Here is an 18965-nt window from a genome sequence, read left to right as displayed (position 1 = left end):
GGTGTAATCACCTGCCAGAGAGGAAATCGGGACAGCGATTCAGTATTGGATGATTGAGATGACATGGGAGTAACTGAATTTCCTGATGAATTTTTACGGACGCCAAAAACGACAATTCAGGGTGGCGTTCTGAGAATTAATGTGAATAATAACCATTATCAATAACTCATCTACCCCATTCGGTTCTATTTATACCCGCATTGGTCTAAGCCACAGGGAGATAACCAGGTCATGACGGAGTCACCGCAAACGCAATCTGAAATCTCTATTCACCAGTTGGTGGTCGGGAAACCTGCAAACGATGGCAATATTCCTGCTCAGTGTGAACTGCTGCGCTGTTCGTTGCAGGAAGGTATGGATATTTTGCTCTGGAGGGGCCATTTTGCGCGGCCTGAGACGTTGCAGCTACACGACGATCTGGGCAGGATTAACTTCTCGTGCATCCTGGAAGGCACATCGCGCTTTGCGATTCAGGGACTCCGGCGCCACACCGACTGGGAGCTTGCGCGCAATCGCCATTACATTACCCATACGCCAGACTGTCGCGGCAGCGCCTCCTATTGTGGCCGATTCGAGAGCATTACCCTCTCCTTCAGCCCTGCAACCCTCGCGTTGTGGGTGCCGGATATTAGCGCGGACATTAAGAATAAGATCGACTCCCACTGCTGTTGCCAGCAGCAGCGTTGTAATGCTGAAACCCACTTAACGGCTCAGGCCTTGCGTCACGCGCTGATGCGCATGCACGGCGGCTTCAGTCATGAACAAAAGCCGTCGACGCTATGGTTGCAGGGGCAAAGTCTGGTCATGCTCAGTCTGGTGCTGGATGAACATCGCGAAGACGCCAGTTGCCTCTCCTGCCACTTCAACCCGATGGAACGCCAGAAACTGCTGCGGGCGAAGGATCTGCTGCTGGCTGATCTGACGCAAGCGCCGGGCGTCGCGGAGCTGGCCAGAGAGTCCGGTCTGAGCGTTCTCAAAATTAAGCGAGGCTTCCGCGTTCTGTTCAACAACAGCGTCTATGGCCTGTTTCAGGCTGAACGAATGCAGGAAGCCAGAAGACGCCTGGCCAACGGCAATACCTCCGTCATGACGGTGGCGGCCGATCTGGGCTATGCCAACGCCAGCCATTTCTCTGCCGCCTTCCAGAAACAGTTTGGCGTAACCCCTTCGACCTTTAAACGCGTGATGTAACCGGGGTCGCGCCCCCCTAAACTCCTCCCTGACAGAGGCCCGGATACCCCATCCGGGCCTCTGTTCTTTCCGCCTGTTACCAACCCGAAACGGGCATAAATAAACCCGTTTCGGGTAGCATCCAATTGTTAATAATTATTATTCTCATATGAGCAATGCTTTTCGGTAAGATGTGCCATCAGGAGGAAGAATGATTTCTGGCGCACCATCTCAGGATTCGCTGTTACCGGACAACCGCCACGCGGCTGATTACCAACAATTACGCGAGCGGCTCATACAGGAACTGAATTTAACGCCGCAGCAGTTACATGAAGAGAGCAACCTGATCCAGGCCGGCCTGGATTCCATAAGATTGATGAGATGGTTACACTGGTTTCGTAAAAATGGCTACCGCCTTACCCTTCGCGAGCTGTATGCCGCCCCCACGCTGGCGGCATGGAACCAGTTAATGCTCAGCCGGTCGCCTGAGAACGCGGAAGAAGAAACGCCGCCCGACGAATCATCCTGGCCGAACATGACCGAAAGTACCCCCTTCCCATTGACGCCAGTACAGCACGCCTACCTGACGGGCCGCATGCCGGGGCAGACGCTTGGCGGCGTGGGTTGCCACCTGTATCAGGAGTTTGAAGGCCATTGTCTGACGGCGTCGCAGCTGGAGCAGGCCATCACGACCTTGCTGCAACGCCACCCAATGCTGCATATCGCCTTTCGCCCCGACGGGCAGCAGGTCTGGCTACCGCAACCTTACTGGAACGGCGTCACCGTTCATGATTTACGCCATAACGACGCTGAAAGCCGCCAGGCCTATCTGGACGCACTGCGCCAGCGCCTGAGCCACCGTCTTTTACGCGTGGAAATCGGCGAAACGTTTGATTTTCAGCTGACGCTCTTGCCGGACAATCGCCACCGCCTCCATGTCAATATTGACCTGCTGATTATGGATGCCTCCAGCTTTACGCTTTTCTTCGATGAGCTTAACGCCCTGCTGGCCGGAGAATCGCTGCCGGCTATCGACACCCGCTATGATTTCCGCTCGTATTTGCTGCACCAGCAGAAGATCAATCAACCACTGAGAGACGACGCGCGCGCTTACTGGCTGGCGAAAGCATCGACGCTTCCCCCCGCGCCCGTCTTGCCGCTGGCCTGCGAACCCGCCACGCTACGTGAAGTCCGTAATACCCGACGCCGCATGATTGTCCCGGCAACACGCTGGCACGCCTTTAGCAACCGGGCCGGCGAGTATGGCGTGACGCCGACAATGGCGCTGGCGACCTGTTTTTCTGCCGTGCTGGCTCGCTGGGGCGGCCTGACGCGACTGCTGCTTAACATCACCTTATTCGACCGCCAGCCGCTGCACCCGGCGGTTGGCGCGATGCTTGCCGACTTCACCAATATTCTTCTGCTGGATACCGCCTGCGATGGCGATACCGTCAGCAACCTGGCGCGTAAAAACCAGCTCACGTTTACGGAGGACTGGGAGCATCGCCACTGGTCCGGCGTCGAATTACTCCGTGAACTCAAACGCCAGCAGCGCTACCCCCACGGCGCCCCGGTGGTATTTACCAGCAATCTGGGGCGTTCCCTCTACAGCAGCCGCGCAGAATCGCCGTTGGGCGAGCCGGAATGGGGCATCTCGCAAACGCCGCAGGTCTGGATAGATCATCTGGCGTTCGAGCATCACGGCGAGGTCTGGCTACAATGGGACAGCAACGACGCGCTGTTCCCTCCGGCGTTAGTCGAAACATTGTTCGACGCCTACTGCCAGTTGATTAACCAACTCTGCGATGACGAAAGCGCCTGGCAAAAGCCGTTCGCAGATATGATGCCCGCCAGCCAGCGCGCGATACGCGAACGGGTCAACGCCACCGGCGCCCCCATTCCCGAAGGCTTGCTGCATGAAGGCATTTTCCGTATCGCTCTGCAACAGCCGCAGGCGCTGGCGGTAACGGACATGCGTTATCAGTGGAATTATCATGAGCTGACAGACTATGCCCGCCGTTGCGCGGGCAGGTTAATCGAGTGCGGGGTTCAGCCCGGCGATAATGTGGCTATCACGATGTCGAAAGGCGCAGGACAACTTGTTGCGGTTCTGGCCGTCCTGCTGGCCGGGGCGGTTTACGTTCCGGTTTCGCTGGATCAGCCTGCCGCACGGCGCGAGAAAATCTACGCTGACGCCAGCGTCCGGCTGGTGCTCATTTGTCAGCACGACGCCAGCGCCGGGTCAGACGATATTCCCGTCCTTGCCTGGCAGCAGGCCATTGAGGCGGAGCCGATCGCCAACCCGGTAGTACGCGCCCCCACGCAACCGGCCTACATTATCTACACCTCCGGCTCTACCGGTACGCCGAAAGGGGTAGTCATTTCTCACCGGGGAGCGCTTAACACCTGTTGCGATATCAATACCCGCTATCAGGTTGGCCCGCATGACAGGGTGCTGGCCCTCTCCGCCCTACATTTTGATTTATCGGTTTACGACATTTTTGGCGTACTGCGCGCGGGCGGCGCGCTGGTGATGGTGATGGAAAATCAACGGCGCGATCCTCACGCATGGTGTGAGCTGATCCAGCGCCATCAGGTCACGCTCTGGAACAGCGTCCCGGCGCTGTTCGATATGCTGCTGACCTGGTGTGAAGGTTTCGCCGACGCCACGCCGGAAAACCTGCGCGCAGTGATGCTTTCCGGCGACTGGATCGGGCTTGACCTCCCCGCCCGTTATCGGGCCTTCCGGCCACAAGGACAATTTATCGCGATGGGCGGCGCCACCGAGGCGTCTATCTGGTCTAACGCCTGCGAAATTCACGACGTCCCCGCCCACTGGCGCTCCATCCCTTACGGTTTTCCGCTAACCAACCAACGCTACCGGGTGGTGGATGAACAGGGCCGGGACTGCCCTGACTGGGTGCCGGGTGAATTATGGATTGGCGGCATTGGGGTCGCGGAAGGCTATTTCAACGATCCCCTGCGTAGCGAGCAGCAATTTTTGACGCTCCCGGACGAGCGCTGGTATCGCACCGGCGATCTCGGCTGCTACTGGCCAGATGGCACAATCGAGTTCCTCGGTCGTCGCGACAAGCAGGTCAAAGTCGGAGGATATCGCATCGAGCTGGGCGAAATCGAAAGCGCGCTCAGCCAGCTGGCGGGGGTGAAACAAGCAACCGTTCTGGCGATCGGCGAAAAAGAAAAAACGCTGGCGGCATACGTTGTTCCTCAAGGCGAGGCTTTTTGCATTACCGATCATCGGAACCCGGCACTGCCGCAGGCGTGGCACACGCTTGCGGGAACGTTGCCCTGTTGCGCCATCTCGCCAGAGATCTCCGCAGAACAGGTAGCCGATTTCCTTCAGCATCGCCTGCTAAAACTGAAGCCGGGTCACACCGCTGGCGCCGATCCTCTCCCCCTGATGAACTCACTCGCTATCCAGCCGCGCTGGCAGGCCGTGGTGGAACGCTGGTTAGCATTTCTGGTGACACAACGGCGACTGAAGCCCGCTGCTGAAGGTTATCAGGTCTGTGCTGGTGAAGAGCGCGAGGATGAGCACCCGCACTTCAGCGGACATGATTTAACGTTATCGCAAATTCTTCGCGGTGCCCGTAACGAACTGTCGTTACTGAACGACGCGCAGTGGTCGCCGGAAAGCCTGGCCTTTAACCATCCGGCCAGCGCCCCGTATATTCAGGAACTGGCGACAATTTGCCAACAGCTTGCACAGCGCTTACAGCGCCCGATACGCCTGCTTGAGGTGGGAACCCGCACTGGCCGCGCCGCAGAATCGCTGTTAGCACAGCTCAACGCCGGACAGATTGAGTATGTCGGGCTTGAGCAGAGCCAGGAGATGCTGCTGAGCGCCCGGCAGAGGCTCGCCCCCTGGCCTGGCGCCCGTCTGTCCCTCTGGAATGCAGACACGCTTGCGACGCACGCTCACTCGGCGGACATTATCTGGCTTAATAACGCCCTGCATCGTCTGCTGCCGGAAGATCCCGGGCTCCTTGCGACATTACAACAGCTTGCCGTTCCCGGCGCGCTGCTCTACGTGATGGAGTTTCGCCAGTTAACGCCGTCCGCCCTGCTCAGCACGCTCCTGTTAACCAATGGGCAGCCGGAGGCCTTGCTGCATAACAGCGCCGACTGGGCGGCATTATTTAGCGCGGCCGCCTTCAACTGTCAGCATGGCGATGAGGTCGCGGGGTTACAACGCTTCCTCGTACAATGTCCTGACAGGCAGGTGCGCCGCGATCCCCGTCAACTTCAGGCCGCCCTCGCTGGACGTCTGCCGGGGTGGATGGTGCCGCAACGGATCGTCTTCCTCGACGCCTTACCGCTGACGGCTAACGGGAAAATTGACTACCAGGCGCTGAAGCGTCGTCATACCCCTGAAGCGGAAAACCCGGCCGAAGCGGATTTACCCCAGGGCGACATTGAAAAACAGGTTGCCGCCCTCTGGCAGCAACTCTTATCAACTGGCAATGTCACCAGAGAAACCGACTTCTTCCAGCAAGGCGGCGATAGCCTGCTGGCGACCCGTCTGACCGGGCAACTTCATCAGGCAGGTTATGAAGCGCAATTAAGCGACCTGTTTAATCATCCCCGGCTGGCGGATTTTGCCGCCACACTGCGGAAAACCGACGTCCCGGTCGAACAACCATTCGTCCACTCCCCTGAAGATCGCTACCAGCCCTTTGCGCTTACCGACGTGCAGCAGGCTTACCTGGTGGGGCGTCAGCCGGGCTTTGCCCTGGGCGGCGTCGGCTCACATTTCTTTGTTGAATTTGAAATTGCCGATCTGGACCTCACCCGGCTGGAGACGGTCTGGAACCGATTAATCGCCCGCCACGATATGCTGCGCGCCATCGTGCGTGATGGACAGCAACAGGTGCTCGAACAGACGCCCCCCTGGGTGATACCCGCACACACCCTCCATACGCCTGAAGAGGCGTTGCGGGTGCGCGAAAAACTGGCGCATCAGGTACTCAACCCCGAAGTGTGGCCGGTATTCGATCTCCAGGTCGGATACGTGGACGGGATGCCTGCCCGCCTGTGGCTGTGTCTGGATAACCTGTTGCTTGACGGTCTCAGCATGCAGATCCTGCTGGCGGAGCTGGAGCACGGCTACCGCTACCCGCAACAGCTGCTTCCGCCGCTGCCCGTCACCTTCAGGGATTATCTGCAACAACCCTCGCTACGGTCGCCCAATCCAGATTCTCTGGCATGGTGGCAGGCGCAGCTTGATGATATTCCTCCGGCGCCTGCGTTGCCGCTGCGCTGCTTGCCTCAGGAGGTTGAAACACCGCGCTTCGCCCGCCTGAACGGCGCGCTGGACAGCACGCGCTGGCATCGGCTGAAAAAACGGGCGGCTGACGCCCATCTCACCCCGTCGGCCGTACTGTTGTCGGTGTGGTCAACGGTTCTCTCTGCATGGAGTGCACAGCCTGAGTTCACGCTTAACCTTACGCTTTTCGACAGGCGACCGCTGCACCCGCAAATCAACCAGATTCTGGGCGATTTCACCTCGCTGATGCTGCTGAGCTGGCATCCCGGCGAAAGCTGGCTGCACAGCGCGCAGTCACTACAGCAGCGGCTGAGCCAGAACCTCAACCACCGCGATGTGTCAGCCATCCGCGTGATGCGTCAACTGGCGCAACAGCAAAACGTGCCTGCCGTTCCGATGCCCGTCGTCTTTACCAGCGCGCTGGGCTTTGAGCAGGATAACTTCCTCGCCCGGCGTAATCTGCTCAAACCGGTCTGGGGCATCTCCCAGACGCCGCAGGTCTGGTTCGATCACCAGATTTATGAATCCGAAGGCGAACTGCGCTTTAACTGGGATTTTGTCGCCGCGCTGTTTCCTGCCGGGCAGGTGGAGCGCCAGTTTGAACAGTATTGCGCATTGCTAAACCGAATGGCCGAGGATGAAAGCGGCTGGCAACTGCCGCTCGCCGCGCTGGTGCCTCCCGTTAAACACGCAGGGCAATGCGCAGAGCGCTCACCGCGCGTATGCCCTGAGCAATCTCAGCCACACATTGCGGCGGACGAGAGCACCGTCAGCCTGATTTGCGACGCCTTCCGCGAGGTGGTTGGCGAGTCTGTCACGCCCGCAGAAAACTTCTTTGAGGCGGGCGCAACGTCGCTGAATCTGGTGCAACTGCACGTTTTGTTACAACGTCACGAATTTTCCACCCTGACGTTGCTTGACCTCTTCACCCACCCTTCTCCTGCTGCCCTGGCCGATTATCTGGCCGGCGTCACCACGGTGGAGAAAACAAAACGACCTCGCCCTGTTCGCCGTCGTCAGCGGCGGATATAGCGCGAAGCAAACTGATTTTCCCCGGAACGCCATCGCGAACGCATGGCGTTCCATTGACTTTGTGAATCTTAGGAAACGGGACCGATTATGGATAACTTGCGCTTCTCTTCTGCGCCGACAGCAGATTCCATTGATGCATCGATCGCTCAACACTACCCGGACTGCGAACCTGTCGCGGTTATCGGCTACGCCTGCCATTTTCCTGAATCGCCGGATGGCGAAACGTTCTGGCAAAATCTGCTGGAAGGTCGTGAATGCAGCCGACGCTTTACGCGCGAAGAGCTTCTGGCCGTCGGTCTGGATGCCGCCATCATTGACGATCCTCATTATGTCAATATCGGTACGGTGTTAGACAACGCCGACTGCTTCGACGCCACCCTGTTTGGCTATTCGCGACAGGAAGCGGAGTCGATGGACCCGCAGCAGCGCCTGTTTTTGCAGGCGGTCTGGCATGCGCTGGAACATGCCGGTTATGCCCCCGGCGCCGTCCCCCATAAGACCGGCGTTTTCGCCTCTTCCCGGATGAGTACCTACCCCGGTCGCGAAGCATTGAACGTGACAGAAGTCGCGCAGGTAAAAGGTCTGCAATCTCTGATGGGCAATGATAAAGACTATATTGCCACCCGCGCCGCGTACAAACTCAACCTGCACGGCCCGGCGTTATCGGTACAGACCGCCTGCTCCAGCTCGCTGGTTGCCGTGCATCTGGCCTGTGAAAGCCTGCGCGCAGGCGAATCCGATATGGCGGTTGCCGGCGGCGTGGCGCTCTCTTTCCCCCAGCAGGCAGGCTACCGCTACCAGCCCGGAATGATTTTCTCTCCTGATGGTCACTGTCGTCCCTTTGACGCCTCGGCTGAGGGCACCTGGGCCGGTAACGGTCTCGGCTGCGTGGTGCTGCGTCGCCTGAGAGACGCGCTGCTGTCAGGCGATCCGATTATCTCGGTGATCCTCTCCAGCGCGGTCAACAACGACGGCAACAGAAAGGTCGGCTATACCGCCCCTTCCGTCGCAGGGCAACAGGCAGTCATCGAAGAGGCGTTAATGCTGGCGGCCATCGACGACAGGCAGGTAGGTTACATTGAAACCCACGGCACCGGCACACCGCTGGGCGACGCGATTGAAATTGAAGCGTTACGCAACGTCTATGCGCCTCGCCCGCAGGATCAGCGCTGTGCGCTCGGTTCCGTGAAAAGTAACATGGGCCATCTGGATACCGCGGCGGGCATTGCCGGACTGCTGAAAACCGTTCTGGCAGTCAGTCGCGGGCAAATTCCTCCCTTACTGAATTTTCACACCCCCAACCCGGCGCTGAAACTTGAAGAGAGCCCCTTTACCATACCGGTGTCGGCACAGGCATGGCAGGACGAAATGCGCTATGCGGGCGTCTCCTCCTTTGGTATTGGCGGCACCAACTGCCATATGATCGTCGCCTCGCTGCCCGACGCGCTCAACGCGCGCCTCCCCAATACGGATAGCGGCAGAAAAAGTACCGCGCTGCTGCTCAGCGCCGCCAGCGACAGCGCGTTGCGGCGGCTGGCGACGGATTATGCCGGGGCGCTGAGAGAGAATGCGGATGCCAGCTCTCTGGCCTTCACAGCCCTGCACGCGCGCCGTCTCGATCTCCCCTTCCGCCTGGCGGCGCCATTAAACCGTGAAACCGCCGAGGCGCTCAGCGCCTGGGCCGGTGAGAAATCGGGGGCGCTGGTTTACAGCGGCCACGGCGCCAGCGGCAAGCAGGTGTGGCTGTTTACCGGCCAGGGCTCGCACTGGCGCACTATGGGTCAAACGATGTACCATCACTCAACGGCGTTTGCCGACACGCTGGATCGCTGTTTTTCCGCCTGTAGCGAAATGCTCACGCCGTCACTGCGCGAAGCGATGTTTAACCCCGATTCGGCGCAGCTGGACAATATGGCCTGGGCGCAGCCGGCGATTGTCGCGTTTGAAATCGCGATGGCGGCGCACTGGCGTGCTGAAGGACTGAAGCCAGACTTCGCCATTGGGCATTCCGTCGGTGAATTTGCCGCTGCCGTTGTCTGCGGACACTATACGATTGAACAGGTCATGCCACTGGTTTGTCGGCGCGGCGCGCTAATGCAGCAGTGCGCAAGCGGCGCGATGGTGGCGGTATTTGCAGACGAAGACACGCTGATGCCGCTGGCTCGCCAGTTTGAGCTGGATCTCGCCGCCAACAACGGTACGCAACATACGGTATTTTCCGGGCCGGAAGCCCGTCTCGCGGTATTTTGCGCCACGCTCTCGCAGCATGACATTAACTATCGTCGCCTGAGCGTAACCGGTGCGGCGCACTCCGCTTTACTGGAGCCGATACTCGATCGGTTCCTGGACACCTGCGCGGGACTGCACGCGGAGCCGGGGCAAATACCGATTATTTCCACGCTCACCGCCGACGTCATTGATGAGTCAACGCTCAACCAGGCGGATTACTGGCGCCGACACATGCGCCAGCCGGTGCGTTTTATCCAGAGTATTCAGGTGGCGCATCAGCTCGGCGCCCGCGTTTTTCTGGAGATGGGGCCCGATGCCCAGTTGGTTGCTTGCGGGCAGCGCGAATACCGCGATAACGCATACTGGATAGCCAGCGCCCGGCGTAACAAAGAGGCGAGCGATGTCCTCAATCAGGCCCTGCTCCAGCTTTACGCTGCCGGCGTCGCCCTACCGTGGGCCGACCTGCTGGCGGGCGATGGACAACGTATCGCTGCGCCATGTTATCCGTTTGATACTGAACGTTACTGGAAAGAGCGCGTCTCCCCGGCCTGCGAGCCTGCCGACGCAGCGCTGTCTGCCGGGCTGGAGGTGGCGAGTCGCGCCGCGACAGCGCTCGATCTCCCTCGCCTGGAAGCGCTTAAACAGTGCGCCACGCGACTGCACGCCATCTACGTCGATCAACTGGTACAACGCTGTACCGGCGATGCCATTGAGAACGGCGTGGACGCCATGACCATCATGCGCCGTGGACGTCTGCTGCCCCGCTACCAGCAGCTACTCCAGCGCCTGCTGAATAACTGCGTGGTCGACGGCGATTACCGCTGCACCGACGGGCGATACGTCCGCGCCCGCCCCATTGAACATCAACAGCGGGAATCACTGCTGACGGAACTTGCCGGTTATTGTGAAGGTTTTCAGGCTATTCCCGACACCATCGCCCGTGCCGGCGATCGGTTATATGAAATGATGAGCGGCGCGGAAGAACCGGTGGCGATTATCTTCCCGCAAAGCGCCTCCGACGGCGTGGAAGTGCTGTATCAGGAATTCAGCTTTGGCCGCTATTTCAACCAAATCGCCGCCGGGGTATTACGCGGCATTGTCCAGACGCGTCAGCCCCGCCAGCCGTTGCGTATTCTTGAAGTTGGCGGCGGAACCGGCGGCACCACCGCGTGGCTGCTGCCGGAACTCAACGGCGTTCCGGCACTGGAGTACCATTTCACCGATATCTCGGCGCTGTTCACCCGTCGCGCCCAGCAGAAATTCGCCGACTACGATTTTGTGAAGTATAGCGAGCTGGATCTCGAAAAAGAGGCGCAGTCTCAGGGTTTCCAGGCACAGTCTTACGATCTTATCGTGGCAGCGAACGTGATTCACGCCACCCGCCATATTGGCCGCACGCTCGATAATCTGCGCCCCCTGCTCAAGCCGGGCGGGCGCCTGCTGATGCGCGAAATCACCCAGCCAATGCGTCTGTTTGACTTCGTTTTCGGCCCGCTGGTTCTTCCGCTACAGGATCTCGACGCCCGCGAAGGTGAGTTATTTCTCACCACCGCTCAGTGGCAACAACAGTGCCGCCACGCCGGATTCAGCAAAGTGGCGTGGCTACCGCAGGATGGCAGCCCGAACGCCGGGATGAGCGAACATATCATTCTCGCCACGCTGCCCGGTCAGGCGGTTAGCGCCGTAACATTCACCGCGCCATCAGAACCCGTGTTGGGGCAGGCGCTGACGGATAACGGTGATTATCTCGCCGACTGGTCTGATTGCGCAGGTCAGCCCGAACAGTTTAACGCCCGCTGGCAGGAGGCATGGCGTCTGCTTTCACAGCGTCATGGCGACGCTCTGCCTGTGGAACCGCCCCCCGTCGCCGCCCCGGAGTGGCTGGGGAAGGTTCGCTTAAGCTGGCAAAACGAAGCCTTTTCCCGCGGTCAGATGCGCGTTGAAGCCCGTCATCCTGCTGGCGAGTGGCTGCCGCTATCGCCCGCCGCGCCTCTTCCTGCGCCGCAAACGCATTATCAATGGCGCTGGACGCCCCTCAACGTCGCCAGCATTGACCAACCGCTTACCTTTAGCTTCAGCGCCGGTACGCTTGCGCGCAGCGACGAGCTGGCGCAATACGGCATCATTCACGATCCGCACGCCTCTTCACGACTGATGATTGTTGAGGAGAGCGAGGATACGCTGGCCTTAGCGGAGAAAGTGATAGCAGCGCTCACCGCCAGCGCAGCCGGATTGATTGTGGTTACTCGCCGCGCGTGGCGAGTCGAGGAAAATGAAGCACTCTCTGCATCCCATCACGCGCTATGGGCCTTGCTTCGCGTCGCGGCCAACGAACAGCCGGAACGGTTGCTTGCCGCCATCGATCTCGCCGAAAACACCCCGTGGGAAACGCTGCATCAAGGGTTGAGCGCAGTCTCACTATCACAGCGCTGGCTCGCCGCACGGGGTGACACCCTTTGGCTTCCTTCACTGTCGCCCAATACGGGATGCGCCGCTGAATTACCGGCAAACGTGTTTACCGGCGATAGCCGCTGGCATCTGGTGACCGGAGCGTTTGGCGGATTAGGCCGCCTTGCCGTGAACTGGCTCAGAGAAAAAGGGGCGCGACGCATCGCCCTGCTGGCGCCGCGCGTGGATGAGTCATGGCTACGCGACGTGGAGGGCGGGCAGACGCGCGTCTGCCGTTGTGATGTGGGCGATGCCGGGCAACTGGCCACGGTTCTTGACGATCTGGCGGCCAACGGCGGCATTGCCGGAGCGATTCATGCCGCTGGCGTATTGGCTGACGCGCCCTTGCAGGAGCTTGATGACCACCAGCTGGCTGCCGTTTTCGCGGTAAAAGCGCAGGCGGCAAGCCAGCTGTTGCAAACCCTGCGCAACCACGACGGACGCTATCTTATTCTCTACTCTTCCGCTGCCGCCACCCTCGGCGCGCCGGGTCAGAGCGCCCATGCGCTGGCCTGCGGCTACCTGGACGGGCTGGCCCAGCAGTTTTCCACCCTTGATGCGCCGAAAACGCTCTCTGTCGCCTGGGGCGCATGGGGAGAAAGCGGTCGGGCGGCCACGCCGGAAATGCTGGCGACGCTCGCCAGCCGAGGTATGGGCGCGTTAAGCGATGCCGAAGGCTGCTGGCACCTGGAACAGGCGGTGATGCGCGGCGCCCCGTGGCGACTGGCGATGCGCGTTTTTACCGACAAAATGCCCCCGTTACAACAGGCTCTGTTTAACATCAGCGCCACAGAAAAAGCCGCAACGCCGGTCATTCCTCCTGCTGATGACAACGCCTTTAACGGCAGCCTGAGCGATGAAACAGCGGTGATGGCATGGCTGAAAAAGCGGATTGCGGTTCAGCTAAGGCTGAGCGATCCGGCGTCACTGCATCCAAACCAGGATCTGTTGCAACTCGGCATGGACTCGCTACTCTTCCTTGAACTCAGTAGCGATATTCAGCACTACCTGGGTGTACGCATCAATGCGGAACGGGCGTGGCAGGATCTGTCTCCTCATGGACTCACGCAGCTTATCTGTTCTAAGCCAGAGGCGACGCCTGCCGCTTCGCAGCCGGAAGTGTTGCGGCACGACGCCGACGAGCGTTATGCGCCCTTCCCTTTGACGCCCATTCAGCACGCCTACTGGCTGGGGCGAACCCACCTCATTGGCTATGGCGGCGTCGCCTGTCACGTCCTGTTTGAGTGGGATAAACGCCACGATGAGTTCGATCTCGCCATACTGGAGAAAGCATGGAACCAGCTCATCGCACGCCACGATATGTTGCGTATGGTGGTTGATGCCGACGGGCAGCAGCGAATCCTGGCGACAACGCCGGAGTATCACATCCCGCGTGACGATCTGCGCGCGCTTTCCCCGGAAGAACAGCGCATCGCGCTGGAAAAACGGCGGCATGAACTGAGCTATCGCGTTTTGCCTGCCGACCAGTGGCCTCTTTTTGAGCTGGTGGTCAGCGAAATCGACGATTGCCATTACCGTCTGCATATGAACCTCGACCTTTTGCAGTTTGATGTGCAGAGTTTTAAAGTCATGATGGACGACCTGGCGCAGGTCTGGCGCGGTGAAACGCTGGCACCGCTCGCTATTACCTTCCGTGATTATGTGATGGCTGAACAGGCGCGCCGACAGACATCGGCATGGCACGATGCCTGGGATTACTGGCAGGAAAAACTGCCGCAACTGCCCTTAGCGCCAGAGCTGCCGGTGGTTGAGACGCCCCCGGAAACGCCACACTTCACCACCTTCAAATCGACGATCGGCAAGACAGAATGGCAGGCCGTGAAACAGCGCTGGCAGCAGCAAGGCGTCACACCGTCTGCCGCGCTGCTCACGCTGTTTGCCGCCACCCTTGAGCGCTGGAGCCGTACCACAACATTTACGCTGAACCTGACGTTCTTCAATCGCCAGCCGATCCATCCGCAAATCAACCAGTTGATTGGTGATTTTACCTCCGTCACGCTGGTTGATTTTAACTTCTCAGCGCCGGTGACGTTGCAAGAGCAGATGCAACAGACCCAACAGCGCCTCTGGCAAAACATGGCGCACAGTGAAATGAACGGTGTTGAGGTGATCCGTGAGCTGGGCCGCCTGCGCGGATCACAACGTCAACCGCTGATGCCGGTAGTGTTTACCAGTATGCTGGGGATGACGCTGGAAGGCATGACTATCGATCAGGCGATGAGCCATCTGTTCGGCGAACCCTGCTATGTATTCACGCAAACGCCGCAGGTCTGGCTGGATCATCAGGTCATGGAGAGTGACGGCGAGTTGATGTTTAGCTGGTACTGCATGGACAACGTGCTGGAACCCGGCGCTGCCGAGGCGATGTTTAATGACTATTGCGCCATCCTGCAAGCCGTCATCGCCGCCCCTGAAAGCCTGAAGACTCTCGCCAGCGGCATCGCCAGGCACATTCCCCGCCGACGCTGGCCGCTGAACGCGCAGGCGGACTACGACCTGCGGGATATTGAGCAGGCGACGCTCGAATACCCCGGCATCCGGCAGGCCAGAGCGGAAATAACCGAACAGGGCGCGTTGACGCTGGATATCGTGATGGCCGACGATCCTTCGCCATCAGCGGCGATGCCTGATGAGCACGAACTTACCCAACTGGCGCTGCCGTTGCCTGAGCAGGCGCAGCTTGATGAGCTGGAGGCGACCTGGCGCTGGCTGGAGGCGCGTGCGCTACAGGGGATCGCGGCTACGCTAAATCGTCACGGCCTGTTTACCACGCCGGAGATCGCCCATCGCTTTAGCGCAATAGTACAGGCGCTGTCCGCGCAAGCGTCTCACCAGCGTCTGCTGCGCCAGTGGCTACAGTGTCTGACGGAAAGAGAGTGGTTAATCCGCGAAGGTGAAAGCTGGCGCTGCCGCATTCCGCTCAGCGAGATTCCTGAGCCTCAGGAAGCGTGCCCGCAAAGCCAATGGAGCCAGGCGCTGGCGCAGTATCTGGAAACCTGCATCGCCCGGCACGACGCCCTCTTCTCCGGGCAGTGTTCTCCGCTGGAATTGCTGTTCAACGAGCAGCATCGCGTTACCGACGCGCTGTATCGCGACAACCCCGCCAGCGCCTGTCTGAATCGCTATACCGCGCAGATTGCCGCCTTGTGCAGCGCAGAACGGATTCTGGAGGTTGGCGCCGGAACCGCAGCCACTACCGCGCCGGTGCTGAAGGCCACGCGGAACACGCGACAGTCGTACCACTTCACGGACGTCTCCGCGCAGTTCCTCAATGACGCCAGAGCCCGTTTCCATGATGAATCGCAGGTGTCTTATGCCTTGTTCGACATCAACCAGCCGCTGGATTTCACCGCCCACCCGGAGGCGGGTTACGACCTGATCGTTACCGTCAATGTGCTCCACGACGCCAGCCATGTCGTCCAGACGTTGCGCAGATTAAAACTGTTGCTGAAAGCCGGCGGACGTTTGCTGATCGTTGAAGCGACGGAGCGAAACAGCGTATTCCAGCTGGCGAGCGTGGGCTTTATTGAGGGATTAAGCGGATACCGCGATTTCCGCCGCCGGGATGAGAAACCGATGCTCACCCGCTCCGCATGGCAGGAGGTTCTCGTTCAGGCCGGGTTTGCAAACGAGCTGGCGTGGCCCGCGCAGGAATCGTCGCCGCTGCGCCAGCATCTGCTGGTAGCGCGTTCGCCTGGCGTAAATCGCCCGGATAAAAAAGCCGTGAGCCGCTATTTACAGCAGCGCTTTGGCACCGGTCTGCCCATTTTACAGATCCGGCAAAGAGAAGCGTTATTTACGCCGCTGCATGCCCCGTCTGATGCGCCGACTGAGCCAGCCAAACCCACGCCAGTTGCCGGGGGGAATCCGGCACTGGAAAAACAGGTGGCTGAACTCTGGCAATCGCTGCTGTCTCGCCCCGTGGCAAGGCATCACGACTTTTTCGAACTGGGCGGCGACAGCCTGATGGCGACAAGGATGGTCGCGCAGCTAAACCGGAGAGGGATTGCCAGGGCTAACCTTCAGGATCTGTTCAGCCATTCGACGCTGAGCGACTTCTGCGCCCATCTACAGGCGGCTACGTCAGGAGAGGACAACCCGATACCCCTTTGCCAGGGCGACGGTGAGGAAACCCTGTTTGTCTTCCACGCTTCAGACGGCGATATCAGCGCCTGGCTGCCGCTCGCTAGCGCGTTGAACAGGCGCGTTTTCGGCCTGCAAGCAAAATCGCCGCAGCGCCTTGCCACGCTCGACCAGATGATCGATGAGTATGTCGGGTGCATCCGTCGTCAGCAGCCTCACGGCCCTTATGTGCTGGCGGGTTGGTCGTATGGCGCGTTTCTTGCGGCGGGCGCCGCACAACGCCTGTACGCCAAAGGCGAGCAGGTTCGGATGGTGTTAATCGATCCCGTGTGCCGACAGGATTTCTGTTGCGAAAACCGGGCGGCCCTGCTGCGCCTGTTAGCCGAAGGACAAACGCCTCTGGCACTGCCCGAACATTTCGACCAGCAGACGCCCGACAGCCAGCTTGCCGACTTTATTAGCCTCGCTAAAACGGCCGGTATGGTGTCGCAAAACCTGACGCTGCAAGCGGCAGAAACGTGGCTCGACAACATCGCGCATCTGCTGCGTTTACTGACTGAGCATACGCCGGGCGAAAGCGTTCCGGTCCCCTGTCTCATGGTGTATGCCGCCGGGAGACCCGCGCACTGGACGCCAGCAGAAACCGAGTGGCAGGGCTGGATAAACAACGCCGACGACGCTGTGATTGAAGCCAGCCACTGGCAAATCATGATGGAAGCCCCCCACGTTCAGGCTTGTGCGCAACACATTACGCGCTGGCTTTGCGCAACCTCAACGCAACCGGAGAACACGTTATGATGCCGTCCGCCTCCCCAAAACAACGCGTACTGATTGTGGGCGCCAAATTTGGCGAAATGTACCTGAATGCCTTTATGCAGCCCCCGGAGGGGCTGGAACTGGTCGGCCTGCTGGCGCAGGGAAGCGCCCGTTCAAGAGAGCTGGCTCATGCGTTTGGCATTCCGCTGTATACCTCGCCGGAACAGATAACCAGGATGCCGGATATCGCCTGTATTGTCGTGCGTTCGACCGTCGCCGGAGGAACCGGTACGCAGCTTGCCAGACACTTTCTGACGCGCGGCGTACACGTCATTCAGGAGCATCCCCTCCACCCGGATGACATCAGTTCCTTACAAACGCTGGCGCAGGAACAGGGCTGCTGCTATTGGGTAAACACGTTTTATCCGCATACGCGCGCGGGACGCACATGGCTTCGCGATGCGCAGCAGCTGCGTCGCTGTCTGGCTAAGACGCCGCAGGTGGTCCACGCCACCACCAGCCGACAGTTGCTCTACTCCACTCTGGATTTGTTGTTGCTGGCTCTGGGCGTTGATGCCGTCGCCGTGGAGTGCGACGTGGTTGGCAGCTTTAGCGATTTTCACTGTCTGAGACTCTTCTGGCCGGAGGGAGAAGCCTGCCTGCTGCTTCAGCGCTATCTCGATCCTGACGATCCAGATATGCATAGCCTTATCATGCACCGCCTGCTGCTGGGCTGGCCGGAAGGTCATCTTTCGCTGGAGGCGAGCTACGGCCCCGTCATCTGGTCATCCAGCCTGTTTGTCGCAGACCATCAGGAGAACGCCCACAGCCTCTACCGCAGACCGGAGATCCTGCGCGATCTGCCGGGTCTGACGCGCAGCGCGGCGCCCCTGAGCTGGCGCGACTGCTGCGAAACCGTCGGGCCGGAGGGCGTCAGCTGGTTGCTACACCAGTTGCGCAGCCATCTGGCGGGCGAACATCCACCAGCGGCCTGCCAAAGCGTACATCAGATCGCGTTATCACGTTTATGGCAGCAGATTTTACGTAAGACCGGCAATGCGGAGATCAGACGCCTGACGCCGCCGCACCACGACCGGTTAGCCGGTTTCTACAACGATGATGATAAGGAGGCGCTGTGACGCAATCTGCAATGTGCATACCGCTGTGGCCCGCCCGGAACGGCAATACTGCGCATCTGGTCATGTGCCCTTTCGCTGGCGGCAGCAGTAGCGCGTTTCGCCACTGGCAAGCTGAGCAACTGGCTGATTGCGCGCTTTCTCTGGTGACCTGGCCGGGGCGCGATCGCCTTCGCCATCTGGAACCGCTCAGAAGCATTACACAACTGGCGGCACTGCTGGCGAACGAGCTGGAAGCATCCGTATCGCCTGACACGCCGCTTTTACTCGCCGGGCACAGCATGGGGGCGCAGGTGGCGTTTGAAACCTGCCGACTTCTGGAGCAACGGGGGCTTGCGCCACAAGGACTGATTATTTCCGGGTGCCATGCCCCGCATCTGCATTCTGAACGCCAGCTCAGCCATCGCGATGATGCCGACTTTATCGCTGAGCTGATAGACATTGGCGGATGTTCTCCTGAACTGCGGGAAAACCAGGAATTAATGTCGCTGTTTCTTCCTCTTCTGCGCGCTGATTTTTACGCCACCGAGAGCTATCACTACGACTCGCCCGACGTCTGTCCGCCGCTGCGCACGCCTGCGCTGTTATTGTGCGGCAGCCACGATCGCGAAGCCTCCTGGCAGCAGGTCGATGCCTGGCGTCAGTGGCTGAGCCACGTTACAGGCCCGGTGGTGATTGACGGCGATCATTTCTATCCCATTCAACAAGCCCGGTCCTTTTTTACGCAGATTGTCCGCCATTTTCCCCACGCATTTTCTGCAATGACCGCGTTGCAAAAACAGCCCAGTACTTCAGAAAGGTGA

Annotated in this window: 5 protein-coding genes; all 5 read left to right on the top strand. The window is 59.7% G+C overall.

The genetic code is table 11. The annotated features are described in order from the left end of the window. Positions 1-231 precede the first annotated feature (231 nt). The 5 genes from ybtA to ybtT all read left to right on the top strand — a co-directional run bounded on the left by ybtA (position 232) and on the right by ybtT (position 18965). Positions 232-1191 carry a yersiniabactin transcriptional regulator YbtA gene (ybtA, locus tag ACJHX3_RS00130; protein WP_000140399.1) on the top strand — a complete coding sequence of 320 codons (960 nt, stop codon included), beginning with the start codon at positions 232-234 and terminating at the stop codon, positions 1189-1191. A 190-nt stretch (positions 1192-1381) separates the two neighbouring features. Next, a complete protein-coding gene (irp2, locus tag ACJHX3_RS00125; protein WP_069723316.1) occupies positions 1382-7489 on the top strand; it encodes a yersiniabactin non-ribosomal peptide synthetase HMWP2 in 6108 nt (2035 codons plus the stop codon). A gap of 87 nt (positions 7490-7576) precedes the next feature. Further along, positions 7577-17068 (top strand): yersiniabactin polyketide synthase HMWP1, encoded by a 9492-nt coding sequence (gene irp1, locus ACJHX3_RS00120; RefSeq protein ID WP_075362566.1) that lies wholly within the window; start codon positions 7577-7579, stop codon positions 17066-17068. After that, the gene (ybtU, locus tag ACJHX3_RS00115; protein WP_000982873.1) at positions 17065-18165 is read left to right on the top strand and encodes a yersiniabactin biosynthesis oxidoreductase YbtU; all 1101 of its coding nucleotides are present in this window, start codon (positions 17065-17067) and stop codon (positions 18163-18165) included. The genes irp1 and ybtU overlap by 4 nt, the downstream gene beginning before the upstream one ends. Then, on the top strand, positions 18162-18965 hold the full coding sequence (gene ybtT / locus ACJHX3_RS00110; protein ID WP_000194282.1) for a yersiniabactin biosynthesis thioesterase YbtT: 804 nt from the start codon (positions 18162-18164) through the stop codon (positions 18963-18965). Before ybtU ends, ybtT begins: the two co-directional genes overlap by 4 nt.

Source organism: Escherichia sp. WS1265 (assembly GCF_046487585.1).
In the GTDB taxonomy this organism is placed as follows: Bacteria; Pseudomonadota; Gammaproteobacteria; order Enterobacterales; family Enterobacteriaceae; genus Escherichia; species Escherichia coli.
Note: the sequence above shows the minus strand (reverse complement) of the source record. Positions and strands in the feature narration are given on the sequence as shown.